This window comes from Kitasatospora sp. NPDC087861 (assembly GCF_044742585.1).
Lineage (GTDB): Bacteria > Actinomycetota > Actinomycetes > Streptomycetales > Streptomycetaceae > Kitasatospora.
Map to the genome: position 1 here is coordinate 71,465 of NZ_JBIUUS010000024.1, position 25,697 is coordinate 97,161.

Here is a 25,697-nt window from a genome sequence, read left to right on the forward strand (position 1 = left end):
CCCGCAGGCACCGGCGGCGCCGGACACGTCGAATGGCGCATCGAACCGATCGGCCGGGGCGTGAAAGCGGAAAGGCCCACCCGGGAGTCCGGGCGGGCCCTGCTGCCGTGCGGTCCGCGTCACATGTTGATCATGTGACCGGCGAGGCCGTGGATGGCTTCCTTGACCGCCTCGCCGAGGGTCGGGTGGGCGTGGACGTTGCGGGCGACCTCGTGGACGGTGAGGTCCCACTGCTGGGCCAGGGTCAGCTCGGGCAGCAGCTCGGTGACCTCGGGGCCGATCAGGTGGGCGCCGAGCAGCTCACCGTGCGTGCCGTCGCTGATGACCTTGACGAAGCCGATCGGGTGGCCGAGGCCGTGCGCCTTGCCGTTGGCGGTGAACGGGAACTTGGCGACCTTGACGTCGTAGCCGAGCTCCCGGGCCTGCGCCTCGGTGTAGCCGAAGGAGGCGATCTGCGGCTGGCAGTAGGTGGCGCGCGGGATCATGGCGAAGTCGACCTCCATGGTCTCCGCCCCGCCGATGGTCTCGGCGGCGATCACGGCCATCGTCTCGGCGGCGTGGGCGAGCATCAGCTTCGCCGTCACGTCGCCGATCGCGAAGATGTGCCCGGCGCTGGTACGGCCGCGGCCGTCCACCGCGATGGCACCGCGGTCGGTCAGCTTGACGCCGGCGTTCTCCAGGCCGTAGCCGTTGACGCGCGGCGCGAAGCCGATCGCCTGGAGCACCTTGTCGGCCTCCAGCACCTGCTGCTGCCCGTCCTTGGTGACGGTGACCTTGACCTTGCCGTTCGGGTCGCTGTCGTCGATCGACTCGACCCGGGTGGAGGTCAGCACCTCGATGCCGAGCTTGCGGTACTGCTTGGCCAGTTCGGTGGAGACCTCGACGTCCTCCAGCGGCACCATGCGGTCCAGAAACTCGACGATGGTGACCTTGACGCCGTAGTTGTGCAGCACGTACGCGAACTCGACGCCGATCGCGCCGGCACCCGCGATGATGATGCTCTCCGGCAGCTGCTCGGTGAGGATCTGCTCCTCGTAGGTGACCACGCGGTCGCTCAGGCTGGTGCCGGGCAGCAGTCGGGTGGTGGCGCCGGTGGCGATGATGCAGTGGTCGAAGGTGACGACCTCGAAGCCGCCGCCGCTGAGCGCGACCTGGAGGGTGCGGTCGTCGACGAAGGTGCCCCGGCCGTCGTACTCGGTGATGCCGTTCTTCTTCATCAGGTAGTGGACGCCCTTGACCCGGCCGTCGGCCACCGAGCGGCTGCGGCGGAAGGCCTCGCCGAAGTCGAAGGTCACCTGGCCCTCGACCTTGATGCCGAAGGTCTTGGCCTCCTTGGTGAAGATGTGGGCGAGCTCGGCGTTACGCAGCAGGGCCTTGGAGGGAATGCAGCCGACGTTCAGGCAGACGCCGCCCCAGTACTTGGCCTCGATGACGGCGGTCTTGAGGCCGAGCTGCGCGGAACGGACGGCGGCGGTGTAGCCGCCGGGGCCGGCGCCGAGGACGACGACGTCGTAGTGCGTGCTCATGTTGCTGACTCCTCCGAGGGTGTCACGGTGTCGTGATCTCGGTCCCATGGTGTCAGGACCGGGTTCGCCGCACCCACCGGGTCTCGGCGGATGCGCTCCGCGCGGCACCGTACCCGGCCGGAGCCGGATTGTCAGTGGCGTGTGCCATGGTGCTCGACATCCTCGCCCGCCAGGGGCGACGTCCGAGGGGAGGGCCGAATGGGGGATCAGTACGGCCGCGGCGGCCCGGGCGGCCACCGGGGCGGGTGGGCCCGCCGCCCGAGGACGGCAGCGGGCCCACCCGGGCGTCAGGCCGTCACCTCGTGGGCGTGGCCCCCGCTCATACCGCCGCCGCCACCCGCCTGGCCGGCGGGGCGTTGCGGCGGCACGGGCCGGTTCAGCGAGGAGAGGTCCCAGGCGTAGGTGCCGACGGCGTGCGCGATCACGTCGATGTTGACGTCGAAGGCGTCCATGTCGATGTTGCCCAGGTTGTCACAGGCCTTGTGGTAGCAGGCGTCGAAGGCCACGCCCGCCGCGCCGCCGTAGCGGTCCTCCTGCTGCGGCGACTTGATCTTCTCGGCGCCGGTGTCGGTGCCGCCGGCCGGGATGCCCGCGTCGATGAACGGGCCGTAGTCGGAGCGGCCGTCGAAGGCGGCCGGCTCGTGCGGCAGACCTCGGCCGTCCAGGTAGCCGGTGAGGTCCCGCTCGATCTGCGCCGAGCCCTCGGGGCCCGCGCCGCCGCCGGCGCTGCCGGAGCCGTCGTAGACGAACTGCGCGTAGTTGGGAGAGGCGATCATGTCGAAGTTGAGGTAGAGCTTGATCTTCTTCGTGTCCGCCTCGGAGAGCGACTTCACGTACGCCTCCGAGCCCTTGAGGCCGAACTCCTCGGCGGACCACCAGGCGAATCTGACCTTGTTCTTCACCGGGTGGACGCTCAGGTTGCGCGCGACTTCCAGGATGCCCGCCGAACCGGAGCCGTTGTCGTTGATGCCGGGCCCGGCCGGGACGGAGTCGAGGTGCGCCCCGACCATCACGGTGTTCTGCTCGTCGCCGCCCCGGGTCTCGGCGATGACGTTCCAGGTCTTGCGCGGTTCCATGAAGGTGCGGACGTCGAGGTTCACCCGGACCGGTCCGGCAGCGGCCTTCGCGGCCAGCGCCTCGCCCGCGGCCCGGGTGATCCCGCCGGTGGGGATCCGGCCGGCCGTCGGCTCCCCGAGGGTGCCGTTGAGGTCGCCCTCGGCGTTGTTGTAGATGATCGCGCCGACCGCACCGGCCGTCGCCGCCGCGGCCTGCTTGACCGCGAAGCCGCACCCGCCGCGCTGGATCAGCGCGATCCGGCCGGTGAACGCCCCCGCCGGGTAGTCGGCGGGCGCACACCCGGTGGTGGCGCTGACCGGGACGACCGCCAGGTCGGTGGTCAGGCCCGCGTCCGGACCGCCGACCGAGTACGTCATGGCGATCAGCGGGACGGGCTCGGCCTGCGGGGACAGCACCTGCAGGTGCTGCGTGCGCGCCTCGAAGAAGGTGTACTCGAACTCCTGCCGGGACACCTTCAGCCCGGCCCGGCGGGCCTGCTCGTAGACGTAGCGCGCGGACTCGTCGTGCCCCTTCGAACCGGCCACCCGGGTACCGCCGTTGCGATCCGCTATCCGCTGGAGCGCGGCCAGGGTGTCGTGGGCGCTCTCGGCGTCGGAGGCCTCGACCAGCCGCGCGGCCAGCCGCTCGCCTCTGCGCGCCGGGTCCGGGTCGGCGGCCGCGCCACCGGCTCCGACCAGCAGCAGCGGGGCGACCAGGGCGCCGACGGTCAGCGCGGCGCCCGCGCTCCGGACGGTGGCGGTGCGCGGGCGCGGGACCGGTAATGGCGTGGAACGGTCGAGCGGGGTGGTCGGGCTCAGCGGCGGGGCGGTCAGGCGGCGGGTTCGAGGCTTCAAGGCGACTCCTTCCGGCGGTCCGTGAACCCCTGATTTGACAGGACCCGGAACCGCGTTGCCAAGCCCGCCACACCGCTGCGGGATGCGAACCGCAGCGGACGCGGTGATCCTGGAGGGGTGGGGCCGTCTCATCCAGGAGTGTGACCACATGTCCATGTTGGATAAGCTCAAGGGCCTGCTGAAGGGCCACGAGGACCAGGCCGAGAAGGCCGTCGACAAGACGGGCGACGCCGTCGACGAGCGGACCCAGGGCAAGTACAGCGGCCAGGTGGACGCCGCCCAGGAACAGCTGAAGAACCAGTTCCGCGACCAGCCACCGCAGTAGTAGCGACCCGCTTCCCGCCGTACGCCTGCGGCCCCGGTCCGGCCCGCTCGGCCGGACCGGGGCTCAGCCGTCCCGGTCCGGAGCCACGGCCTCGGCCGGCTCGGCTCCGTCCGCGCCCGTGCCGCCCGCTCCCCCCTCACAGGCCCGTGCGGCCGTCGATGCTCTCCCGGAGCAGGTCCGCGTGACCGTTGTGGCGGGCGTACTCCTCGATCAGGTGGACCAGGATCCAGCGCAGCGAGACGGTCTCCGAGCCGACCCAGGCCGCCGCGCGCCCGGAGAGCCGTCCGGTGTCCTCCAGCGTCGCCCCGGCGGTCAGTTCGCGGCCATGGCCGACCTCCGCCTGCCAGTCGGCCAGCGCCTCGGCCATCCCCCGGTCCGGAGTGAGGGCGTAGCCGCCCTGGCCGTCCTCGCCGTAGAGCGGCGGCGCGTCCTCGCCTGCCAACACCCCTCGGTGCCAGTTGCGTTCGACCTCGGCGAGGTGCTGGACGAGGCCGAGTAGGGTCATCGTCGACGGCGGGACGGCCGCCAGCCGGACCTGCTGGTCGTCGAGCCCGGCGACCTTCTGCGCCAGCGTCGCCCGATGGAAGTCCAACCAGCTTTCCAGCATGGCGCGTTCGTCCGCGTGCGGGGGCGGGGTCGGCCGCCCGTCAGGTGTCGTTCCCATGGCCGCCACTGTGGCACAGTCCGGCGTCCGGGGCGATCACCCGGCCGGTTGCACGGCCCGCTCGCCCTGGTCCGGCGCGGGCGCGGGCCGCCGGGGCGGATGCCGGGTCAGGAACAGCAGGAGAGTCAGCTGTACGGCTGCGCCCACGGCCGGCCCCGCCCACACCCCGGTCACTCCGAGTGGACCCGACAGGCCTGCCGAGGCGGCGAGTTGGGCGCCCAGGCCGAGCAGCACGGAGAGCACCAGCGGCCGGCCGGCACCCGCGGCCTGGTGCACGCCGCCGAGGGCGACCACCAGCGCGTACGGGAGCAGGTAGAGCGCCGCCATCCGCAGGAAGCCGACGGACTGCCCGGCGACGGCCGGGGCGCGGGTGAACAGCGCGGTCAGCGGGGCGGCGAGCGTCGCGGAGAGCACCGCCGCGACGGCGCCGAGGAGTGCGGCGAGGCGTCCGGTGGCGCGGTGCAGCGAGCGCAGCCCGGCGGCCTCGCCCGCGCCGGTGAGGCGGGCGGCCTCGATCGCGGCAGCCTGGCGGAGCGCGTAGAAGGCCATGGTGACGACCAGCAGCATCCGGTAGCCCACGCCGTACCCGGCCACCGCCGCGACGCCGAAGCCCGCGACCAGGGCGAGTTGGGCCGTGCCGACCGCCATCCGGGCGGTGAAGTCCAGACCGAACGGCGCTCCCGCGCGGACGATCCGGCCCGCCGCCGTGCCGACTCCCCCGGCGGGCGCGGGCATCCGCGGCCGCAGCCGCAGGGTGACGGCGAGGGCGACCGCCCGCGAGGCGGCCAGCGCCAGCGCGGCGCCGGTCACGCCGAGGCCGGTGCCGAGGACGAGCAGCGGGTCGAGGGCGAGCAGCAGCGCGTTCGACAACAGGGCGATCCGCATCGGGGTGCGGGTGTCGCCCGTGCCCTTGAACAGTTCGTCGGCGACGCGCTGGGCGAAGAACAGGGTGAACGCCGGGAAGGCGACGGTGAAGTAGTCGGCGGCGAGGGCGGCGGCGTCGCCGTCCAGGAAGGCGCCGGCCAGGCGGTCGCGCAGCAGGAAGCCGGGGACGGCGAGGGCGATGCCACCCGCCGCGCAGAGCCGCCAGGCCGCGCGGGTGGTGCGGGCGGCGGCGTCGCGGTCGCCGGCGCCGAGGGCTCGGGAGAGCCGCACGCTGGTGCCCGAGCCGACCACCAGGACGAGCCCGAGCAGCAGGTTCTCCACGGTGCCGGCCAGGGTGACGGCGGCGACGGCGGCCCCGCCGAGGCCGGCCACCCAGAAGGTGCCGATCGCCGAGGCGACGACCCCGGACAGCAGTTCGGCGTAGACCGGCCCGGCCAAGGCGATCAGCCGCGACGGATGCCCGCGCATGTTCCTCCCCCGTTCCGCCGCCACCCGGCGGCCCCTGGACGCGCCTCGTGGGCGGATCCGACCCGGCCCGCATCGAGTCCCGCGGCGCCTCGAATAGAGATACCTCTTATAGAGGCACCTCGACAAGAGGTAGCATGGGCGCGCCATGGGGCGCACTCCGACGAAAGGGCTTCGACCGTGCTGACCCTCGCGATCCTGGGCTTCCTGTTCGACCAGCCGCTGCACGGCTACCAGCTCAAGTCCCGTATCACCGGCCTCACCGGCCACGTCCGGCCGGTCAGCGACGGCGCGCTCTACCCCGCCATCGCCCGGCTGGAGAAGGCCGGACTGCTGCGCCGCCGCGCCGAGCCCGGCAGCGGAGCCGCGCCGCGCCAGACCCTGGAGCTCACCGAGGAGGGCCGGGCCGAGCTGCGGCGCCGACTGGCCGACCCGGAGCAGGCCGAGATCACGGACCAGATCCGGTTCTTCGCCCACGCCGCCTTCCTGCACCACCTCGCCGACCCGCCCCAGCAGGCGGCCGTACTCCGGCGCCGGCTGGCCTTCCTGGACGAGCCGAGCAGCTTCTTCCAGGACGCGGACGGCCACCCGGTCACCGCCGAGCGGGAGCCGAACCCCTTCCGGCGCGGCATGCTGCTGGTCGCCCGCGCCTCCACGGCGGCCGAGCGGGCCTGGCTCACCGAGACCATCGCGGAACTGGACGGCTAGGGCCGGCCGGTCCGGCGGGTCCGGCCGGGGCTGCGGACGGATCCGAACGGCCGACCGAGCGCCCGGAATTGGACCGTCCCGCAACGGGTCCCAGCCCCGCCCCGGCATCGCTATGATGATCCGCCTCACGTCCACGGCTTCCCCTCCGCGGCGTGAACCGCCACCGCGCCCCGCCCGCCCTCCTGGAGGCCGCCGTGCCCACCGCCGAGACCGCCGCCGCCCGCCCCGCGCCGCTGACCCGGGACGACATCCCCGGCTGGTTCTTCCGGCTCGACCGGGCGGCCTTCGGCCATCTACTGGCCGCCCAGACCACGGCGGGCGTCGCCGGCGACATCCTCGAACTCGGCAGCTACCTCGGCCGCAGCGCCGTCCTGCTCGGCGACCACCTCCGGCCCGGCGAACGGCTGACCGTCTGCGACCTGTTCGACTCCGAGGCGGGCGACGCGGACAACGCCGCCGAGATGGCGATGTCCTACCGGAAGACCCTCACCCGGAGCGCCTTCGAGGCCAACTACCTCGCCTTCCACACCACGTTGCCGGAGATCGTGCAGGCGCCCACCTCGGTGCTGGCCGACGGCCGGATCCCGGCCGGCAGCTGCCGGTTCGCCCACATCGACGCCTCCCACCTGTACGAGCACGTCGCCGGGGACATCGCGGTGGCCAGGGCGGCGCTGGCCGAGAACGGCGTCGTCGCGCTCGACGACTACCGCTCCGAGCACACCCCCGGCGTGTCGGCGGCGGTCTGGGAGGCGGTCTTCACGGGCGGCCTGCGACCGGTGCTGCTCACCCCGATGAAGTTCTACGGCACCTGGGGCGACGCCGCGGCCGTCCGGCAGGTCCTGCTGGCGCGCGACTGGCAGGCCGAGGGCTACACGGTGGACGACGACACCATCGCCGGGGGGCAGGTGCTGCGGCTCAACTACCAGGTCAAGGCCCCCGTGCAGCAGTCCGCCCCGCGCCGGCTCGCGTTGGACCTGCTCCCGCCGGTCGCCACCCGGGCGACCCGCCGGGTGCTCCGGACGCTGCGCGAGCGCCGCGCCGTCCGCCCGGTGCCGACCTCCTGACTCCCCGTCGGGCCACAGACGACACGGCGCGGACCACGGACGACGCGGCGCGGACCACGCGGCCGACGCGGCGACCCTGGTGTTCGGATACCGCTGACTCCGGTGTTCAGATACCGCTCCGGCGGCAGAACCTCGCCCGGAGCAGATCGGTGAAGACACCGATGGGGTCGTCCCAGCCGCCGTCGCTCCAGTCGCCGTTGACGTTGACGGTGACCATCTGTTCGCCATCGCGGGCGCCGTAGGCGTAGGACCACGATCCGAAGAGCGCACCCCCCATGCCCCAGACCGTCACCCCGCAGGGCAGTCTCACCGAGGAGACACCGAGACCGTAGGCGGCGTCGGAAATCCAGTCGCGGGTGGGCACGGTGGTGAACATGTCGCGTTGCCGGTCCGGCGGCAGTATCCGGCCTCCCAGCAGGGCGCCGAAGAACCGGTTGAGGTCCCCGGCGGTGGAGATCATGCCGCCGGCGGCCCAGAACACCGACGGATCGAGCTCGGTCGCGTCGTGGACCGGCGCCCCCGGGCCGGTTTGGAACAGCTTCGTGTAGTGCCGGGAATGCGGCCCGTGGATCGTCGGGTCGCCGCCGTGCGGCAGGTACGTGCCGGTCAGTCCGAACGGACGGGAGATCCGCTCCGTGATCTCCTCGGCGAGCGCGCGGCCGGTGGCCCGTTCGACGATCATGCCTGCGAGGACGTAGTTGGTGTTGGAGTACGCCCAGTCCGAACCCGGCGTGAAGGCGGGCGGATGGGATGTGGCGATCTGCACCAGCGACTCGGGGGTGTGCGTCTCGTGGCGGTTCAGTGCTTCCACGTCATCGGTGTAGTTGAAGATCCCGCTGGTGTGGTTGAGCAGCATCCTGATGTTCACCCCGGCACCGTCGTGGTGGCCGTGCAGCACGCCGGGCAGCCACCGGTCCGCGGTGTCGTCCAGGCTCAGCCGGCCTTCGGCCGCCAGTTGCAGCACGACGGTGGCCACGAACGTCTTGCTGATGCTGCCGATGCGGAACCGGTCCTGCGGTGAGCGCCTGCCGCCGGTCCGGGTGTCGGCCACTCCCGCGGTCCCGAACCACGGCCGGGTGCCGTCGCGGACCTCGACGAGGATGCCGGGGAGGCCGCCTCGGGCCACGGCCAGCTCCAGCACGTGCTGGATCGCCTCGTAGCCCTCGGCGCTTGAGGCCGACGCGGGCTCAGGTGCCGTGCCCGCAGCCCCGGCTGGTTCGGCGCCCGGCCGGCCGCCGTCCGTACGAGCAGTGTGCTGGTGCATGCGATTCTCCTCGTCGTGTGCGACCTGACGATGACCGTCCGACCCACTCCACAGCATCGAACCGGCCATGTCAGCTACTTCCGGTGATCACTGATCCCGACGTCGAGCATCTGCCGTACGCGGTCCGCCAGTTCGGCCTGATCGATGCCGGCCAGGGCGAGGGCGCGTGGCACGGTGCCGACCTGAGCCTGCCGGATCCCGAGGAGCACATGTGCCGACCGCAGGTCCGTCGTGCGAGCGGTGGCGAAGCTCCGCTCCAGTGCGAGCCCGGCGGACGCCCCCATCCTGGGCTCCACACCATCGCCCTTTCATATGTCTGTCATATGTGCAATTCAATCCCTCACTCTAACGGGTGAATCTCCTTTAAAGATTTGCCCACGGAACATTAAAGCGCGCATAGTGATGACACCTCAGTTTGGTCTAAGGAAGACCAAGATCAGGCAAAGTCACCGCAGGTGAGGAGAAGGCCTTGTTGCACGGATTCACGGCGTCGGGTCACGGGCAGCGGCTCCGCGAGGAGATCGCGAGCCCCGGAACCACGCCCCTGATCGGCGTCTACGACATGTACTCGGCCTCCATCGCGGCCGAGCACTACAACGGCATGTTCGTCTCCGGGTTCGGCTTCGCCGCCTCCTACTACGGCCTGCCCGACATCGGGTTCATCGCCTGGCCGGACATGGTCGGCTTCGTCGAACGGCTGCGCGGCGCCTTCCCCCAGCACCACCTCCTGGTGGACATCGACGACGGCTACGTCGATCCCGAGGTCGCCTGCCACGTCGTGCGCAGGCTCGAACGCATCGGCGCGTCCGGCGTCATCCTGGAGGACCAGAAGCGGCCGCGCCGCTGCGGCCACGCCGACGGCAAGCAGGTCCTCCCGCTGGAGGAGTACCTGGAGAAGCTGAACCTCGTCCTCGCCAACCGGACGGACCTCCTGGTGGTCGCCCGCACCGACGCCACCGAGGAGGAGGACATCCTGCGCCGCGCCCAGGCCCTCGCCGCCACCGACGCCGACGTGGTGCTGGTCGACGGGGTGCGCAGCGAGGACTGGATCCAGCGGATCCGGCGGGTCGTCGGGGACAAGCCGCTGCTGTTCAACCAGATCGCCGGCGGCAAGTCCCCCCGGCTGTCGCTCTCCGAGCTGACCGAGCTGGGGGTGGACGTCGCGATCTACAGCACGCCCTGCCTGTTCGCGGCCCACCGGGCGATGGACGAGGCGCTGGCCGGGCTGAAGGTCGCCGACGGGCGGCTGCCGGCCGGCGCCGGGGAGAGCCGCCAGATCGGCGTACGGGAGTCCACCGAACTCCTGGAGCGGAACATCGCGCGCTCCCGCCCGCTCGCGGGGGTGACGGCATGACGGCGGGGCTGCGCGGCCCCGCCCCGCCCTCGGCGGCCGCCGCCCTGCGGGCCGTCGCGCTGGGACTGGCCGGGGCGTCCGGCCTGCTCGCGGGCGCTGCGCCGGCGGCGGCGAGCGGCGGGCTGATCACGCTCGTCGACAACTCCAACGCCGATTCCTGGGTGGAGATCGACCGTACGGCCAACGTGCAGAACGGCAGCGGTTCGGCGGGCAGCGACCACGACGGCGCCGGGTCCCTGGTGGGCGGCCTGCTCGGGTCCGGCCCGGGCGGGGTGGCGGTCGGGGGCGGCCGATGACCGACGGCACCGACCGCCGGAGCCGGTGGCGCGGGCTGCGGCCGCGCTGGCTCGACCCGTACATGGCGGCGCTCGCCGGGACGGTCGGGCTGGCCGCCCTGTTCCCGGCCACCGGCGGCTCGGCGCGGGTCGCGGCGGCGGCCTGCAACCTCGCGGTGGCGCTGCTGTTCTTCCTCTACGGCGCCCGGCTCTCCGCCCGCCAGACGCTGGCCGGGCTGGGCCACCTGCGGCTGCACGGGCTGGTGCTCGCCGCCACCTTCGGCCTCTTCCCGCTGCTCGGGGTGGCCACCGCGCTGCTCACCCCCGCCCCGCTCACCGGGCAGCTGCAGACCGGGGTGCTGTTCCTCTGCCTGCTCCCGTCCACCGTGCAGTCCTCGGTCGCCCTCACCGGCGCGGCCGGGGGCGACGTCCCGGCGGCGATCTGCGCGGGGACGTACTCCAGCCTGGCCGGGCTGCTGCTGACCCCGTTGTTGGCGGCCTGGCTCCTGGGCGCACACACCGCGCTGTCCGCCGAGGGGCTGTTCCGGATCGCAGCCCAGTTGCTCGCACCGTTCCTGCTCGGACAGCTGTTGCGGCCATGGATCGGGGGCTTCCTGAGCCGGCACAAACGGGTGCTGACGCCGATGGACCGGGGCTCGATCCTGCTCGTCGTCTACACCGCGTTCAGCGCGGCGATGGCCCAGGGCATCTGGGGCCTGGCCACGCCGAGCTCCCTGCTCGGCCTGTTCGTGGTGCTGCTCGCCCTGCTGGCCGCAGCGCTCGCGGCCACCTGGCTCGGCGCGCGGCTGCTCGGTCTCAACCGGCCGGCCACCATCGCGGCGGTCCTGTGCGGTTCCCAGAAGAGCCTGGCGAACGGGCTGCCGATGGCCACCGTGCTCTTCGGTCCCCAGGCCGGCCTGCTGGTGCTGCCGTTGATGGCCTATCACCAACTCCAGCTGGTGGCCGGCACCGTACTCGCCGGCCGCTGGGCCCGGGCACCGGGCGCCACGCCCGCCGGACGGACCCCACCTGCCGGGCGGGTGCCGGCCGCGCTCACGGCGGGGCCGGACGGGCCGCCCGTTCCCGGGTGACCCGTGCCGGAGGCCGAGCGGAGACACCCGCACCCGCTCGGCCTCCGGCCCGCGCCGCGCCGCCCGGAACGCTTCCACTCCCACGACAGCCCCCTGGGCAAACGTGGCGCCGGCGTTCACCACAAGTGCCGTAGACGGGCGGCGGGCGCCGGGGGGGGCGTCAGCGGACGTAGTAGGCGCGGTTGTGGGCGGCGACGGGCGGGGATTGGTAGGTCCAGACTCCGGCGGCGGGGGCGTCGGCGATCAGGTGGGCGAGGTCGCGGGCCGACTCCTCGGCGGGGTTGCCGAGGTCGAGGCGGACCCGGTCGGCGGTGCGGTCGTCCAGGGAGTAGTACCGGTAGGGCTGGTAGACGTTGAGCGGGCCGGCGAGCAGCTTGCCCTCGTCGTCGGTGCCGTAGCCGGTGATCGGGGTGTTGTTGACGGATTCGGGCGTGAGGCCGATCAAGTCCACGTCGAGGGAGAGGAGTTGTTCGTCGTGGCGGCGCAGCCCGTCCGGTCCGAGGGTGGCTCGGCTGCAGGAGACGGACCAGCGCTCGCGCACGGCGGGCGCATTGAGCGAGGGCAGGGCGGTCTCGAACCAGCTGGGGTGCTTGGGCTCGGCATAGAGGCGGCGCCCGGCGTCGATGGCGAGGGGGTTGTCGCAGAGCACGTGCAGCCGGGCGATGCCGAGCAGCTTGGTCTGGTCGTAACCCCTGGCGTACTGGCCGTAGTTGAGCACCGGCAGGCGGTCCTCGGCGAACACCGGGTGGGCGACCAGGTTGATCTCCAGTTCCTCGGTGATACCGCCACCGTTCGGGTACTGGGCGAAGTACAGCTGGTAGTTGAGGGACAGGCAGGCACCGCCGTCGAACACGGCGGCGGTCAGGCCTGGGTGACGCTTGCCGAGCAGCTCTCGCGCCCGATCCGGCCGGACGAGGTAGTCGACGCCGATGTTGTGCAGCGCGCCGTAGTGGAAGGGCAGGTGGTACGGCTCCGGTACGGGCGGGAGCGGCAGGCCGGTCATGGCGTCTCCGGGAGGGCGGACGGACAGGGGACGGACGGACGGGGGGCGAGCGGGGGAAGGTCGCCCGGACGGGGGGCGGCGGGGGACGGCAGCCGGGCGCTGACGGACAGCGGGCGGCGCAGGTCCAGCAGGTCCTGGTGGATCCGCTCGGCGCTGCGCAGTGCGAGGGCGGCCATGGTGAGCGAGGGGTTGGAGGTGCCGAGCGAGGGCATCGAGCCGCAGCCGACGGCGTACAGGTTGGGGTGGTCCCAGCAACGCTGCCAGTGGTCGACGACGGAGGTGGCGGGTGAGTCGCCCATCAGGTGGGTGCCGCCGGCATGGCCCGCGCCCCGGTAGCCGTACGCGACTCCCTGGTGTTCGATGCGGCCCGGCCACTGCGGACCGGCCGGGTAGGCGGTGTGGTCCTCGGCGCCGAGCAGCGCGAACAGCTGGTCGGAGACGGCCCGGGCCGAGGCCATGCCCGCGCGGACGTACCCGTCGAGGTCGTAGCGGACGGCCGGGGCGGGGAGGCCGAGCGGATCGCGCCGGTCCGGATCGAGGGTGACCCGGTTGGCCGGGTCGGCGGGCTGTTCCAGTTCGAACTGGAGCGAGAACTGGCGGCCGAGCCGATCGCCCAGGCACGCACGCAGCTGCTTGCCGCGCAGCCCGGCGGCCATCAGCGCGGCGGCCTCGGCCTCCGGCGATCCGCCGGCCCAGGACCAGCCCCAGTTGCCGATCTCGATCCGGAACGGGGCCCGGCGGGCACGGGCCGGGCCGAAGCGGAAGGCCTCCAGGCCGCTGGTCGAGCCGGGCCCCCGGTAGGGGCCGACCGGGTCGGGCATGAGCCCCCAGGTGAGCAGGGCCGGGTGGTCCATCAGGTTGCGGCCCACCTGGTCGCTGCGGTTGGCCAGGCCGGACAGGAGCAGCAGCCGGGCGTTCTCGACGGCGTGCGCGGCGAGGACCACCAGGTCCGCGTCCACGCGGTGAGCAGCGGCGTCGGCCAGGTACTCCACGCCGGTGGCGCGTCCGGTCACCGGGTCGGCGAGCACCCGGGCGACCACGGCCTCGGTGCGCAGCTCGACGCTGGGCGCCCAGCGGGCCTGGGTGCGCAGCGGCGTGTACTTGGCGCCGGTCGGGCAGACCGGGACGCAGCTGGCGCTGCCCGCGCACGGCGGGCCGAAGGTGTCCCCGGGCCGGGTGGGCAGGCCGTTGCGGGCGTGCGGAGTGCCGGTGACGGCGAGCCGGGCGGGGTCGGGCATGGCGGGGTCGCGGACGCTCCGGCCGTCGAGGACGTGGGCGAGCTGCCGGTCGAGGTGGCTGGCCGGGATGGCCCGCATGGGGTAGGCGTAATCGTCCGGGATGGGCAGTCCGACGGCGCGGCGCTGCTCCCCCGCGTCGGCGGCGACGCCGAGTTCGTGTTCGGCGTCGCGGTAGTACGGCTCCAGGTCGTGGTAGCCGATCGGCCAGTTGCGGCCGTGGCCGAGGTCGCCGATGCGGAAGTCCTCGGGGTGCATGCGCGGGGTGAGGCCGGTCCAGAGCAGTCCGGTGCCGCCATTGGCGCGCAGGTAGCCGCTGGCATAGGGCAGCGGTCCGTACTGCCGGAGGTGTCCGGTGGCGGTGAAGCCGCCGTCGGGGAGCCCGGTGAGGTCGGTGACGTCGGGTGACGGGGCGTCGGGGCTGTGCGGGTAGGGCGAGGTGGGCGGGCCGCCCCCGGCCGCGCGGTAGGCGGCGGCGGTCTCGGGGCCGGTGGGTGCGGTCCGTCCGGCTTCGAGGACGAGGACCCGCCAGCCCTGCGCACCGAGGCGGTGGGCGACCAGCGTTCCGGCGAAGCCCGCGCCGACCACGACGGCGTCCCAGCGGGCGGTCACCGCTTCTCACCCCCTCGGGGCGCCTCGGCCCAGCTGCCGTGTCCCGGGGCGGCGGAGCCGGGCGGGGCGGCGTGGAAGGTCCGCCAGACCAGGCCCTGGTCGTAGGCGCGGGCGGAGGTCGGCTCCTCGCCCGGCCAGGCGCCGACGTACCAGAGGTGGACCAGGGCGTGGTCGTCACGGACCCGGTGGGCCAGGGTGGTGCGGTGGTGTTCCTGCGCCATGCCGGTGGCGCGCAGTTCGGGTTCGTCGAAGCCGGTCAGTTCGGCGCAGACGCGCAGGAACTCGGCGAAGTCGGCGAGGCCGTCGGACGCCCCGAATTCGGCGAGGCGGTCAAGGGCAGGATGGTCGTCTGGCACGGACAAGCGGGCACCCCTACGGTCGTCGACGGGTGGCCAAGACATGACAGGCATCGGCGCGGACGGAGCGCACGGCTCGTCACGGCCTGCCATCGCGATCCTGCCGCCCGGCGTCGCCGCCGGGCACCCGATGCCCGAATGTGCTCGGACTTGACCGTCTATCGTCCGATCGACCGCCTTCCGCGCCCACTCGTCGGCCGATTCCGGTCAGGGCGGGTCGCTCAGATGGCGGCCGCGCTCAGGTGACGGGCGCTCGGGCGCCACCGGTCGGCCAACAGCCGGTCAACCGACGGCCGGCCGACCGAGGGCTGGTCGACCAACGGCCGGTCAACCGACAGCCGGCCGACCGAGGGCACGGACGGCGTCCAGGACGTCGAGGCCCAGCCCCGGGTCCGCGTTCTCGGGCAGGCTGACGGACAGCCGGGTGACCAGGCCCGTGTAGCGGCGGGTGAGCTCGCGGGCGACCTCCTCGACCGGGCCGGACACCGCGAAGGTGTCGAGCACCTCGTCGTCGATCAGCGCGGCCATCTCCGCCCAGCGGCCGCGCACCGAGTGGGTGTGCAACTCCTCCTGGAGCCCCTCCCACCCGTGCTGGGCCAGCACCGGACGGTAGGCCGGCGTGGAGGCGTAGAACGCCAGCCGCTCCCGCACCCCGGCCCGGTTGGCCGCCAGTTCCTCCTCGGTCCGACCGGTGGCGGTGAGCACGTTGCCGGTGATCTCGAACGGCCGCGCCGTCCAGGGGGCGTCCTCGGCCTCGGCCTGCGCCCGGGCCTCGGTCAGGCCGGGCAGCACCTGCTCGGCCAGGTAGGCGGTCGACGAGAAGGGGTGGCTGAGGAAGCCGTCGGCCACCGCCCCCGCCGTGCGGGTCATCAGCGGCCCGACGCCGGCCAGCAGGATCCGGGGCACCCCGCCGGGGACAGGGTCGGGCGAGAAGACCGGCGTCATCATCGTGTGGGTGTAGAACTCGCCGCGGAAGCGTAGCCGTTCGCCGGTCTGCCAGCTGTGCCAGATCGCCCGCACCGCGTGGACGTACTCGCGCATCCGCGCGGCCGGGCGGTCCCAGGGCATCCCGAAGCGCTTCTCGATGTGCGGCTTGACCTGCGAGCCCAGTCCGATGACGGCCCGTCCGCCGGAGGCCGCGTGCAGCCCCCAGGCCTGGTAGGCGAGCGTCATCGGGGTGCGGGCGAAGGCCACCGCGATGCCGGTGGCCAGTTCGATCCGCTCGGTCCGGTCGGCGGCGCGGGCCAGCTGGAGGAACGGGTCGTACGCGGTCTCGGAGACCACCAGGCGGTCCATGCCCCGGCGTTCGGCCTGCTCGGCGGCGTCGAGGATCCCCGCCGGGTGCCCGGAGGCGGTGGCGTCGAGACGGAAGGCGGCGGGGGGTCGGTGCATGGCGGTGCTCCTGGACGCAGGCTGCGGCGGTACCCGGGTAGCCTCCCACGGCCCTCCCCCGGCTTAGACCGACCGGCACATGGTGGGTGGATGAAGGAGCGGCGTCCGGGCCGAGTCTGGGCGGTGCCGACGAGGGAGTAGCAGCGGAGCTGCGGCGACTGAGGAGAAGCCGTTTAGGCGACAGCCCGGGCGTCGCGACGCCGCCCACCATGTGCCGGTCGGTCTTACGCCGCAGCCTGCCGGTCAGCGTTTGAAGAACTCCACCTCGGCCAGCGCGATGTGGGGCCCGGTTCCGGCTGCGGCACGGACGACGAGTGTCACCTTGACCACGTCGCTGACGCCGGTCAGCACCGTCTGCGGACCCGCCTTGTCGTTCAGGGTCACCTTCTGCTCGTGGACCTTGCCCTCCGAGGTCGTCATCCGCAGGTCCAGGCTGATGGGCCGCGCCTCCTTCTGGAACTCCTGCGGATCGGTGGAGGCGCCGGTGTGGACGATGATGTCCACCAGCCGGAACGGGCGGGCGAAGGAGAAGTCGATCGAGTCCCCGACCTGCGGCGCTCCCCAGTAGGTGTTGGTGAGCCCGTCGACGGCCAGCGACGCCGGATGGCCCTCGACCGCCGCACTCGCCGAATACCCGGTGGGGGTGATCGCCGACGCGTTGCGGAGCTTGTCCAGCACGTCCTCGTAGATGTTCCGGCCCGCCGGGTACAGCAGGACGCCCGCGATCACCAGGGCCGCCACCACGAGGATCGCGATGATCCGGCGCAGGGTGTTTCCGGAGCCGCCAATGCGCACGCGGCGCCGGAACGGCCAGCGGGTGCGCCACCACGGCAGGGCCGCCACGGGTTCCGCGGGGGTCAGCGGCTCCGCGCAGCGCCGGCAGAACTTCCGGTCGGGCCGGTTGGGCGTGCCGCACCGGGGGCAGGGCGGGCCGACCTGGGCCTCGTCGGCCGTGGACGGCCGGACGACCGGGCGTGGCGCGACGGGCTTGGCGGGCTGCACGGCCACCGGGTCCGCCGCGGGCGGTCGGGGCGCGGCGGACTGCGGTCGCACCGCCACCGGGTCCGCCGCAGGCGGCCGGGTGGGCGCCGCCTCGGGGGCGGGCACCGGCTCACGGGCAGGCGCCGGCTCACGGGCGGGCGGAGCCGCCGGACCGGCGGCGGGCGGGCCCTGCGGTTCGGCGACGGGCGGAACCGGCGGCTCGGCGGCAGTCGGACCCGACGGCTCGGCGACGGGCTCGGGCCTGCGGATCAGCCGCGCCGCGCCGCGCCGGCCGGACGCCCGCCCGGAGCCCGCCGCAGGTGCGGCGGGCGGCTCGGCAGGCGCTTCAGCAGGCGACGAGACGGACGACGAGACAGGCAACGAGACAGCCGGCGAGGCGGACCGCGCGGCGGCCGACGCACCCGGGCGCACCGACGGTTCGTCACGGGCCGCCGTCACGCCTTCGGTGGCCGCCGCAGCTCCGGTGGCCGCCGCCGGGCCGCCGGCGGCGGCCGAGGCCGCCCCCGACCACCCTAGGTAGGCACCGCAGTTGCCGCAGAAGTCGTCCCCGTCCTCGTTGGCGACTCCGCACTCGGGACACGTACGCATCGGTCAGCTCCCCTCCACCCCGGGTGGACCGGGCAAGACCTGCACCCGGCAGGTGAGATGGACCGGGCAGGACGCCCGGACGACGGCCAGTACCTGCTCCTCGTCCACCGCCGGGGTGCGCTCGGGCCAGACCCGTACCAGCAGTTCCCCGGAGGGCGCGGGTGGCAGCGCGGCGTCCGGGGTGGTCGACCAGGCCACCCCGCCGCCGTCTACGATCTCCACACCGACGCCGAGGATCAGCCGCAGCCGTTCCCGGAGCCCGCGCCGGGTGCCCCGCCACCGGTGCAGCTCCACCGCGCGCTCGACCACGCTGCGGCGCACCTCCTCCGGCCAGGCCGGGTCGGCCTCCACGGCGACCCAGGATGCCAGCCAGCCGAGGAAGTCGGCCGGGGCCAGCCGTGGTTGGAAGTAGGCGGGCAGGTTGTCCAGGGTGGCGAAGACCGGGGCGAGGACGGTGTCCAGCCCGGCGGTGAACCGCTGGGCGAAGTCGTCCTCGGCGTAGAGCGCGGGCAGCCACTCGCCGATCGGATGGGGGCTGGGCAGCCCGGGGACGGCGCCTCTGCTCATGCGTCCGCCCCGCCAAGCCCGGCAGCGGCGTTCGCCCGCCCCCACCACTTCACGACGAACCCGCGCCCCTCGACCACGCGCCCGCACCACTCCATGCCGAACCCACACCACTCCACGACGAACCCGCCCCGCCCGCCCATCGCACCCCGCCCGCTCATCGCACCTCTCCCGGAGGCAGCGTGGCGACCACGACCTGGTGCTGGTGGGAGAAGACCAGCGCGTCCGGGGCGACGTCGACCCGCTCGGCGGGCGCACCCCGGCGCCCGGTGATCGGGTCCGCCGGGAAGAGCCGCAGCTCCTCCACCGCCGTGACCCCGGCCACCTGCTGGAGCACCGCGAACATCTCCCCGTACTGCACGGCCCGGCCGAACGGCCAGCCCGAGCCGTCGGCGCCGCCGCCGCGCAACGGGTTGAGGTACCGGAACAGCGCCGCGAGCGCCGCCTCGCGGACCCGGTCGGCGTCCGGGGAGTTGGTCGCGAGCCGGGCGACCACCGTCACCCCCTGGTAGGCGGGGGGTTGGACGACGAGCCGGGTGCCGACGAGCCGCCGCTCGTCGAGGGCCGCCGCGATGGCGGACAGCATCTGCTCGCCGGGGATCAGCTGCTCGAACCGCAGGCGGTCACCCTCGTCCGCGACCGCGTCGGGGACCACCAGCACGCGCACGGCGCCCGCCTCCCCGGCGACGGCCGGCGCGCAGCGGACCCGGGCTGCGGAGGGCGCGGCCTGCCGGGCGATCAGCTCGAAGTCCTCGGCCGTGACGGCCCGTTCCTGGAGCCGCAGCAGGTGGGGGGCGCGCAGCTTGGCATTGTCCACCGTCTCGCCATCGACCCCGCCCCTGGCCGCCTCGCGGTTGTCGACCCGGGCCACGTACGGGACCGAGCTGCGCAGCACCGTGATCGTGCTCCGGGCGACGTTTCCGGCGGTGCCGCCGCCCGTGCGGTAGCGCGGCACGCGCAGTTGCGCCCCCTTGGGCGGGACGGCGCCGAAGGCGCGCAGGCCGCCGTCGGGCTCCCGGACGGCGGGCGGGAAGGCGAACTCGCCGGTGGTCGCGTCGATCACGACGTGCCGGTCGGTCGGTGCCGAGTCGCCGAAGTGCTCGACGGTCGTCCACCGTTCCCAGCCGTCCCCGCCCGAGACCTCGACCACCGGGGCCCCGCCGTCGAGCAGGACGGGCGGCCTGGCGAGCCGGAAGCGCTGGCCCGCGACGCCCTCCGAGGTGCCGAGCGGTGCGTCGGTCACGGTCTGGGCGTGGACGACGGTCGCGGTGCCGCCGATCGTGAACACCTCCGCGCGGCGGATCGTGGGGGACTCCGCGTAGAACGGCTGGCCCGGCTCCGGCTCGGCCACCCGGCAGCGCAGCCAGCCCGCCCGGCGCCCGGCGACCACCGAGGCGACCTGCCCGGCGGGCACGAACACCACGACCTCACCGGGCCGGTTGAGGCCGCCGGTGGTGTCGGGGCCGGTCTCGCAGGCGATCCACCGCGCGCCGTCCCACACCTCCCACGCCAGTGGGGGCTGCCGCGGGTCGACGCCGACGCCCTCGACCCGGCTGTCCAGCCGGACGACGAGGATGCACCGCGGCACCACGGCCGGCAGCGCGAACATCATGGCGTCCCCGACCTGGGGGCGCGCTTGGAAGCAGGGCACGTCCACGCCGTCGGCCAGTCGGGACGTGGCGTCGCTCTGCTCCCCCGCGGCGGAGACGGTGACCAGCCGGTCGAGGGAGCTGGGGACCACCGGCAGGTCCTCGGCGGTGGAGAACACCACCGCCTCCTCGGTCTCGGTCCGCAGCGTGGACACCTCGGTGCCCGCCCGCAGGAGAACGGTCTCGGGCTGCGGGGCCGACAGCCAGAAGTCGACCTCCGCGGTCGCCGCGGCCGGCGGGAAGAGCCGGACGCCGAGCAGGTCGAGGAAGGCGGAGTAGTTCTTCTCCGGTACCCGGTTCAGCCGGTAGAGCAGCTGGTCCACCATGTACGCGAAGGTCTCGATGAGGGTGACCCCGGGGTCGGACACATTGTGGTCGGTCCACTCCGGGGCCCGCTGCTGGACGTACCGCTTGGCCTCGTCGACGAGTTGCTGGAAGCGGCGGTCGTCCAGGTTCGGGGAGGGCAGCGCCATCAGTTCTCTCCCCCGTACGAGGCGTCCACGGTCTCCGGGGCGTCCGGCGAGCTCGGGATGGTGTAGAAGGGGAAGACGAGGTTCCGGCGGTCGTTGGTGGACCGCACGGTGTAGTGGATGTCGATGTAGAGCGTGCCGTCGTCGACGGTGTCGAAAGCGACCACGACGTCGTCGACCTCGATGCGGGGCTCCCAGCGCTCCAGCGCGGTGCGCACCTCGCGCGCGATCCGGCCGGCGGTGCTGCCGTCACTCGGCGCGAACACGTACTCGTGGATGCCGCAGCCGAACTCCGGACGCATCGGCCGCTCGCCGGGGGCCGTGCCGAGGATGAGCCGGATGGCCTCCTCGATCTCCCGGTCCCGGTCGACCATGCCGATGCCGCCAGTGGCGTTCACCCGGAGCGGGAAGGCCCAGCCACGGCCGATGAAGCCGCTCATGCGCCCACCTCGCTGCGCTCGCCGCACTCGGCGGTCGCTTCGCGGGACACGCCCCTGACGAGGGACCCGCCCCTGTCGATGGTCCGCTCGCTCACGCGACCCCTCCGATCAGCACGTTGAACGCGCCGGTGACGATCTTCGCGCCGCAGGCCGTCTGGTCCCCCACGCGCGCCGCGGGCAGCCCCCCGATCAGGACCAGACCCCCGGCCGCCGCCTTGGGGCTGGGCATGACGACGTTGGCGGGCCCGAGTTCCACGTGCGGAACGCACACGTGCAGGCTGCCGGTGACGGCGGCCGGGCGGCCGCCGATCAGCACGGTCTCCGCCGCGAGGGCGCCTGGCGGCGGGGTGGTGATGGCACCGCCGTCGCTGGTGGTGTCGCCCATCCGGGCTGCGGGGGGCATCTTCGTTCTCCGATCGGGTGGTTCGAGGGGTCCGGGTGCGGATGCGGTGACGGTGGTTCAGTTGATGCGTACGAGGGCCGCCTTGAGCACCGCGAGCGCGCCGCCGTCCACGGTGACCTCCGTGCGGCCGGTGACGTTCACCGATGCCCCGCGCAGGTTCACCGCTCCGGTACCGGCGTCGAGGGTGATGCCGGAGGAGGAGAGGCGCACCGAACTCGCCGCCGCCGCACCGGCCGCGCCGAAGACGGTCAGGACGATCTCGCCGCGCTGCTCGTCCAGCCTGACCTCCAACTTCCGGTCCCCGCTGGCCAACCGCACGCCGGACTGGCCGCCCGGCACGTCCAGCAGCTCCAGGCGGTGGCCCGAACGGGAGACCAGCGAGCGGCGGTTGACCTTCCCGCCGGCCGCGTCGACCAGCGGGACCTCGTGCGGCGAGGGTTTGTCGACGCCGTTGTAGAGGCCGCCCAGCACGTACGGGCTGTCCAGGCAGCCCTGCTCGAAGCCGACCAGCACCTCGTCGTTCACCTCCGGGCTGAACACGCCGCCGCCCCCCTGCCCGCCCCACTGGACGGTGCGCACCCAGTCGGAGACGTAGGTGTCGTCCAGCCACGGGAACTTCAGCCGCACCCCGCCGCGCTCGGCGCCGCCCGGCTCCCGGACGTCGGTGACCACCGCGATGGCCAGACCGGGCATCCGCGGCCCGCGCGGGGGCGCGCCGCCCCCGCTGACCAGCCCCGCGAGGGAGCGGTCCGGCGCCGCGCTGACCACCACGGTGGTCCGGTAGCCGCGGTACGGCTCGATCAGGTGGCGCACCGCGGTGGCGGTGTAGCGACCGGAGAAGGCGGCGCCGACGTTGCCCAGCGCGACCGGAGTGCCCGCCCGCAGCCTCGGGTTGCCCTCGGCGACCACCTCCAACTCGCCGAATCCGGCGGCCACCGAGGAGGCGACCGACCCGGCCGCGGCCGTCGCCTCCGCCTGCGTGCGGTACGGGGTGTCGGTGACGGTCATCCGTGCCGGTCCGGCGAAGGCCGCGCCCACCACCGACGGGCTGAGCCCCGGCAGCACCGTCCGGCTGGTCACCGACGGCTCCGTGGCGACCAGGGCGTTCTTGGTGACGACGTTCCAGCCGCGCACCTCGACCGTGTCCGCCCCGCCGCCGCCCGTCAGCACGCCGCGCAGCTCCAGCAGGTTGCGGCCGTACTCCAGCACCATCGGGTTCTGCGGGGCGGGCGTCGAGGGGGCCGGGGCGGAGGAGGCCGGCTCGGGCTTGACGAACTCCAGCAGCCCGTCGTCGTCCACGCGCACCTGCGCACCGCTCTCCTGCGCCAGGTACTGGAGGAACTCCCAGTCCGACACGTTGGCCTGCGACAGCTGCTGGTGGACGACGGGGAACGCGTCGACCCGGCCGCAGCCGAGCCCCGCGCCCGCGGCGACCTGACGGACGATGTCCGCCGTCGACATGTTGCGGAACCCCTTCACCCGGCGCCCGCGCATCAGCCGGTGGGTGACCGCGGACGCCCGGACCACGGTGAACGAACCGGTGGTGTCCACGTCCAGCTCCAGCGCGGTCACCTCGCCGGTGAACAGCCGCACCTGCGCCTGGCCCTGCACCGTCACCACGGAGACCCGCAGCCGGGTGCCGATGGTGACCCCGGTCGCGGAGAGGAAGGTGTGGTCCGCGTCGCGGAACGACAGCACGGCGGTGTCGGGCAGGCCGACACTCTCCTCGATGTCGCAGGAGACCAGCTGGGTCGCCCAGACCGGCGGCAGCGGCCCGGGCGCCTCGATGATCGGGTCCGCGGCGAAGGAGCGGCCGCCGCGTGCCTCGGGGGTGCTCATGGCCGTCCGCCTCGGGTGAGTTCGTCGAGCGCCGGAACGATCAGTTCCGTCCCGGGGACGAGCACCATCGGGTCGTCGATGTCGTTGGCCTCGGCGATGGTGCGCCAGGCCGTCGCGTCGCCGTACTCGCGCCAGGCGAGCAGCGCCAGGCTGTCGCCCGCGATCACCCGGTGGGTGCTGCGCGCCTCCATCGAACCGGAGGTCGGGTTCTGGCCCGGCGGGTCGACGCTGGCCTCGTCGATGGAGAACGAGCAGGTGGCCCGCAGCGGCTTGCCGTCGACGTCGAAGAGCGAGTAGGTGACCTGGAGGTCGCTCATCACCCCGTTGAAGGACGTCGTCTTCGACGTGCCCCAGTCCAGCCGGATCCACGGGCTCGCCGGCTTCTTGCGCGCCAGGCTGGCCGGAGTGGGGACACAGGCCGTCATCAGCTGCTCCACCGCCCGTTCCACGGAGTTGTCGTGCTTGGCCGTCGCATCGAGGAACACCTCCAGGGAGAGCGAGCGGGGTCCGCTGCCGACGAACTCGGGCAGCGCGGACTCGCTGGCCATCCGGGACGGGGTGCGGCGCCACTCCGAGGACTTCCGCAGCACCAGGGTCGACGGGTTGAACTGGAGCGGAAGCCTCGCGATCACCCCGCCGGGTTGGGCGCCGACCGTCGCCGGGGGCTCCATGATGGCCAGTTGGGCCCGGGTGACACTCGCGGGAACCGCTGAGGACATCCCGCACCTCCTTCCGTTGGTCGTCCGAAGCGTGGTCTGGGTCGGGTACCGCGCGCCGTCATGACGGACGCAGGCCGGCGTGGGCGATCTCCAGGGACTCCATGGCCGCCTGCGAGTTCATCGGGTCGAAGGACGGGCCCTGCCACCGCACGGGGACGATGCCGAGCACCTGCCAGCTGACGATGCGGCTCAAGTCGGGCCGCAGGGCGACGATCTCGCCGTCCTTGGGCTCGACCCGCCGCACGATCTCGTCCAGCCAGCGCGCGATCTTGGCGGTGTCCGCCGTGACCGCGCGGGTGAGCGTGATGTTCGACCAGGTGATGCGGCCCGGCAGTTGCCAGGAGAAGCCGTTGTTGCCGCCCTCCGCGTACTGGTGGATCTCGACCTCGGCGCCCAGCCCCGAGCAGGTCGTGAACTCCCCCAGGTCGTTGCCGCCGATCGTGAGCTTGAAGAACACGCTCGTCGCGAAGATGTTGTCGGTCATTCCTGCCTCCGTCGCCTGCCCGCCCCTGCCGTACGCGCTCAGCGGCGGCCGTCGTACGGCCGCCCGGCGCGTTCCCTTCCTCTGCGCAGTTCGGCGCGCAGCAGCCGTCCGACGGGTTCGATCAGGCGTCGGGCCAGTTCGTCGAGGTCGGTCCCGTCCGGCGATCCGTGGCCCGCCTGCGAGGGCGGGGCCGGGGGCGGGACGGTGATCGGGGGCGGGGCGGCCCTGGTCTGGACGGCCGGCTGGGAGCGGGCCGGTACGGCGGTCAACGGCACCCCGGACAGGCCCGCCTGCTCCGCCACCCGCTGCAGCACCCGCGCCGTCTCGGCCGACGGCCCCGGCGACGCGGCCGGCCGGGGAGGCGTGCCCGCGCCGCCCCGGGGCTGCGCGACCCACGACACGGTGCGCACCGGCGGCTCCCCGCCCGCCCCGGGCGCGCCGAGGCCGCCCGGTGCGCCGCCCGACGTCCAGCTTCCACCGCTCGGCGGCGGCATCGTCGGGGAGGCGGGCACGGACGCGGGCGGGCCGGCGACCGGCAGCCGCTGGACCGCCGGGGCCGCCGACGGTCCCGGCGGCGCGAGACGCACCAGCGGCACGTTCGAGGCGCGACCGCCGGGCCCAGCGGACACGGCCACGGCACCGCCGCCGACCGCCGGGGCCGAAGGCGCCGGGCGCTCCCCGCGTCGCGCGCGCCCGGCGGGAGCCGTGGCAGACGCCGGAGCGCCTTCGGACAGCGAAGGTCGGACGACCGGGACCGCCGGGCCGGAGGCCTGGGCAGGGCCGTCGGAAGCGGAGCGCTGCACGCTCGCGGCCTGCCCGGCCCGGGCGGCGGTCACCACCGGCGTGCCGCCATCGGCCGCGACGGCCGGGGCGGCGACCGGCAGCACCGGGGACTCCCCCCTCGGTACACGCCCGGCGGGGACCACCGCAGGCGCCGCGGCACCTCGGGCCTCCGCCGCACGGGCGTCCGGCTGCACGGGACTCGGACCGCCGGACACGGCTCGCTGCACCTCCGGGGCGCGACCGTCGCGCGATCCGGGCGCCGGAGCGGCCGGAGTCACGGCGGCGGCAGGTGACCCGGGGGTCCCTGCCGGGCGCGCGAGGACCACGGCAGGCACCGAAGCGGCCCCGGGCGGCGCAGGCCGCGTACCCGACGCCTCTGGAGGCGGGCCGGCGGCCGTCGACCGCTGCACACTGGGACGCCCCGTCGGCGCAGCACCGGCATCCGACGACGACCGCGCACCGGGCCCCGTCACACCGTCCGGGCCGACGGGCGTCGACGGCTGCGCCCCCGGCTCGACCGAGCCAGGACCACCGGACGCCGGGCGCCGCACAGGAGCACCGCCGTCCTGCGATGACCGCGACGCCGCACCACGCGGGCCGTCGGCCGTCGACCGTTGCACACTCGGA

25 protein-coding genes and 1 pseudogene are annotated in these 25,697 nt (G+C 74.0%); 6 read left to right on the forward strand and 20 right to left on the reverse strand.

Translation table 11 applies throughout. The annotated features are described in order from the left end of the window. Positions 1 to 119: 119 nt before the first annotated feature. Together lpdA and ACIOJE_RS29415 are read right to left on the reverse strand one after the other, a co-directional pair. Positions 120 to 1,526 carry a dihydrolipoyl dehydrogenase gene (lpdA, locus tag ACIOJE_RS29410; protein WP_400780211.1) on the reverse strand — a complete coding sequence of 469 codons (1,407 nt, stop codon included), beginning with the start codon at positions 1,524 to 1,526 and terminating at the stop codon, positions 120 to 122. A gap of 287 nt (positions 1,527 to 1,813) precedes the next feature. Beyond that, a complete protein-coding gene (locus tag ACIOJE_RS29415; RefSeq protein ID WP_280683683.1) occupies positions 1,814 to 3,313 on the reverse strand; it encodes a M28 family peptidase in 1,500 nt (499 codons plus the stop codon). 271 nt (positions 3,314 to 3,584) lie between these two features. Between ACIOJE_RS29415 and ACIOJE_RS29420 the strand changes: the two genes are divergently transcribed. Then, positions 3,585 to 3,761 (forward strand): antitoxin, encoded by a 177-nt coding sequence (locus tag ACIOJE_RS29420; protein ID WP_400780213.1) that lies wholly within the window; start codon positions 3,585 to 3,587, stop codon positions 3,759 to 3,761. Positions 3,762 to 3,897: 136 nt separating this feature from the next. Here the strand turns inward: ACIOJE_RS29420 and ACIOJE_RS29425 are convergent, their stop codons facing one another. Beyond that, complete coding sequence (locus ACIOJE_RS29425) at positions 3,898 to 4,425, reverse strand: DinB family protein (protein ID WP_280683664.1); 528 nt, start codon at positions 4,423 to 4,425, stop codon at positions 3,898 to 3,900. 36 nt (positions 4,426 to 4,461) lie between these two features. Continuing rightward, complete coding sequence (locus tag ACIOJE_RS29430; RefSeq protein WP_400780215.1) at positions 4,462 to 5,778, reverse strand: MATE family efflux transporter; 1,317 nt, start codon at positions 5,776 to 5,778, stop codon at positions 4,462 to 4,464. A 177-nt stretch (positions 5,779 to 5,955) separates the two neighbouring features. On the opposite strand from ACIOJE_RS29430, the gene ACIOJE_RS29435 reads away from it, so the two are divergent. Together ACIOJE_RS29435 and ACIOJE_RS29440 are read left to right on the forward strand one after the other, a co-directional pair. Beyond that, positions 5,956 to 6,483, forward strand: coding sequence for a PadR family transcriptional regulator (locus ACIOJE_RS29435; RefSeq protein WP_400674696.1), 528 nt, complete (start codon positions 5,956 to 5,958; stop codon positions 6,481 to 6,483). A 152-nt stretch (positions 6,484 to 6,635) separates the two neighbouring features. Further along, on the forward strand, positions 6,636 to 7,547 hold the full coding sequence (locus ACIOJE_RS29440; protein WP_400780217.1) for a class I SAM-dependent methyltransferase: 912 nt from the start codon (positions 6,636 to 6,638) through the stop codon (positions 7,545 to 7,547). 106 nt (positions 7,548 to 7,653) lie between these two features. On the opposite strand, the gene ACIOJE_RS29445 is transcribed toward ACIOJE_RS29440, so the two are convergent. Both ACIOJE_RS29445 and ACIOJE_RS29450 read right to left on the reverse strand, forming a co-directional pair. Then, the gene (locus ACIOJE_RS29445; RefSeq protein WP_400780219.1) at positions 7,654 to 8,811 is read right to left on the reverse strand and encodes a serine hydrolase domain-containing protein; all 1,158 of its coding nucleotides are present in this window, start codon (positions 8,809 to 8,811) and stop codon (positions 7,654 to 7,656) included. Positions 8,812 to 8,885: 74 nt separating this feature from the next. After that, a complete protein-coding gene (locus ACIOJE_RS29450; RefSeq protein ID WP_280683658.1) occupies positions 8,886 to 9,095 on the reverse strand; it encodes a hypothetical protein in 210 nt (69 codons plus the stop codon). Positions 9,096 to 9,283: 188 nt separating this feature from the next. Here ACIOJE_RS29450 and ACIOJE_RS29455 point away from each other — a divergent pair, with 188 nt between their 5' ends. Genes ACIOJE_RS29455 through ACIOJE_RS29465 form a run of 3 tightly spaced genes read left to right on the forward strand, consistent with a single transcriptional unit; the run spans position 9,284 to position 11,531 of the window. After that, on the forward strand, positions 9,284 to 10,165 hold the full coding sequence (locus tag ACIOJE_RS29455; RefSeq protein ID WP_400780222.1) for an oxaloacetate decarboxylase: 882 nt from the start codon (positions 9,284 to 9,286) through the stop codon (positions 10,163 to 10,165). After that, positions 10,162 to 10,461, forward strand: a complete 300-nt coding sequence (locus ACIOJE_RS29460) for a hypothetical protein (RefSeq protein ID WP_280683656.1) — start codon at positions 10,162 to 10,164, stop codon at positions 10,459 to 10,461. The genes ACIOJE_RS29455 and ACIOJE_RS29460 overlap by 4 nt, the downstream gene beginning before the upstream one ends. Continuing rightward, positions 10,458 to 11,531 (forward strand): bile acid:sodium symporter family protein, encoded by a 1,074-nt coding sequence (locus tag ACIOJE_RS29465; RefSeq protein WP_400780224.1) that lies wholly within the window; start codon positions 10,458 to 10,460, stop codon positions 11,529 to 11,531. The genes ACIOJE_RS29460 and ACIOJE_RS29465 overlap by 4 nt, the downstream gene beginning before the upstream one ends. Before the next feature lie 160 nt (positions 11,532 to 11,691). Here the strand turns inward: ACIOJE_RS29465 and ACIOJE_RS29470 are convergent, their stop codons facing one another. The 14 genes and pseudogenes from ACIOJE_RS29470 to ACIOJE_RS29535 form a co-directional block, all read right to left on the reverse strand. Continuing rightward, the gene (locus ACIOJE_RS29470) at positions 11,692 to 12,534 is read right to left on the reverse strand and encodes a hypothetical protein (RefSeq protein ID WP_400780226.1); all 843 of its coding nucleotides are present in this window, start codon (positions 12,532 to 12,534) and stop codon (positions 11,692 to 11,694) included. After that, on the reverse strand, positions 12,531 to 14,381 hold the full coding sequence (locus ACIOJE_RS29475; RefSeq protein ID WP_400780228.1) for a GMC family oxidoreductase: 1,851 nt from the start codon (positions 14,379 to 14,381) through the stop codon (positions 12,531 to 12,533). Before ACIOJE_RS29475 ends, ACIOJE_RS29470 begins: the two co-directional genes overlap by 4 nt. Beyond that, positions 14,378 to 14,743, reverse strand: coding sequence for a hypothetical protein (locus ACIOJE_RS29480; protein ID WP_400780230.1), 366 nt, complete (start codon positions 14,741 to 14,743; stop codon positions 14,378 to 14,380). The genes ACIOJE_RS29475 and ACIOJE_RS29480 overlap by 4 nt, the downstream gene beginning before the upstream one ends. Positions 14,744 to 15,064: 321 nt before the next feature. Continuing rightward, positions 15,065 to 16,129: a TIGR03617 family F420-dependent LLM class oxidoreductase gene (locus tag ACIOJE_RS29485; RefSeq protein WP_400780232.1), complete on the reverse strand. Its 1,065-nt coding sequence runs from the start codon at positions 16,127 to 16,129 to the stop codon at positions 15,065 to 15,067. A 243-nt stretch (positions 16,130 to 16,372) separates the two neighbouring features. Further along, the gene (locus ACIOJE_RS29490) at positions 16,373 to 17,236 is read right to left on the reverse strand and encodes an NADase-type glycan-binding domain-containing protein (protein WP_400780267.1); all 864 of its coding nucleotides are present in this window, start codon (positions 17,234 to 17,236) and stop codon (positions 16,373 to 16,375) included. Positions 17,237 to 17,653: 417 nt separating this feature from the next. Next, positions 17,654 to 17,719: pseudogene (locus ACIOJE_RS29495) on the reverse strand (zinc-ribbon domain-containing protein); the annotation flags it as partial. Positions 17,720 to 17,722: 3 nt separating this feature from the next. Further along, positions 17,723 to 18,286, reverse strand: a complete 564-nt coding sequence (locus ACIOJE_RS29500) for a phage tail protein I (RefSeq protein WP_400780234.1) — start codon at positions 18,284 to 18,286, stop codon at positions 17,723 to 17,725. 154 nt (positions 18,287 to 18,440) lie between these two features. Further along, positions 18,441 to 20,405, reverse strand: a complete 1,965-nt coding sequence (locus ACIOJE_RS29505; RefSeq protein ID WP_400780236.1) for a putative baseplate assembly protein — start codon at positions 20,403 to 20,405, stop codon at positions 18,441 to 18,443. Continuing rightward, positions 20,405 to 20,842 carry a GPW/gp25 family protein gene (locus tag ACIOJE_RS29510; protein ID WP_280683641.1) on the reverse strand — a complete coding sequence of 146 codons (438 nt, stop codon included), beginning with the start codon at positions 20,840 to 20,842 and terminating at the stop codon, positions 20,405 to 20,407. Before ACIOJE_RS29510 ends, ACIOJE_RS29505 begins: the two co-directional genes overlap by 1 nt. 91 nt (positions 20,843 to 20,933) lie before the next feature. Beyond that, positions 20,934 to 21,245: a PAAR domain-containing protein gene (locus ACIOJE_RS29515; protein ID WP_280683639.1), complete on the reverse strand. Its 312-nt coding sequence runs from the start codon at positions 21,243 to 21,245 to the stop codon at positions 20,934 to 20,936. A gap of 57 nt (positions 21,246 to 21,302) precedes the next feature. After that, entirely contained in the window at positions 21,303 to 23,084 is a 1,782-nt protein-coding gene (locus ACIOJE_RS29520; RefSeq protein WP_280683638.1) for a VgrG-related protein, read from the reverse strand. Continuing rightward, positions 23,081 to 23,803, reverse strand: a complete 723-nt coding sequence (locus ACIOJE_RS29525) for a LysM peptidoglycan-binding domain-containing protein (RefSeq protein ID WP_280683636.1) — start codon at positions 23,801 to 23,803, stop codon at positions 23,081 to 23,083. Before ACIOJE_RS29525 ends, ACIOJE_RS29520 begins: the two co-directional genes overlap by 4 nt. Before the next feature lie 58 nt (positions 23,804 to 23,861). Next, on the reverse strand, positions 23,862 to 24,287 hold the full coding sequence (locus tag ACIOJE_RS29530; RefSeq protein ID WP_280683634.1) for a phage tail protein: 426 nt from the start codon (positions 24,285 to 24,287) through the stop codon (positions 23,862 to 23,864). A gap of 38 nt (positions 24,288 to 24,325) precedes the next feature. After that, complete coding sequence (locus ACIOJE_RS29535; RefSeq protein WP_400780239.1) at positions 24,326 to 24,697, reverse strand: hypothetical protein; 372 nt, start codon at positions 24,695 to 24,697, stop codon at positions 24,326 to 24,328. Positions 24,698 to 25,697: the final 1,000 nt, after the last annotated feature.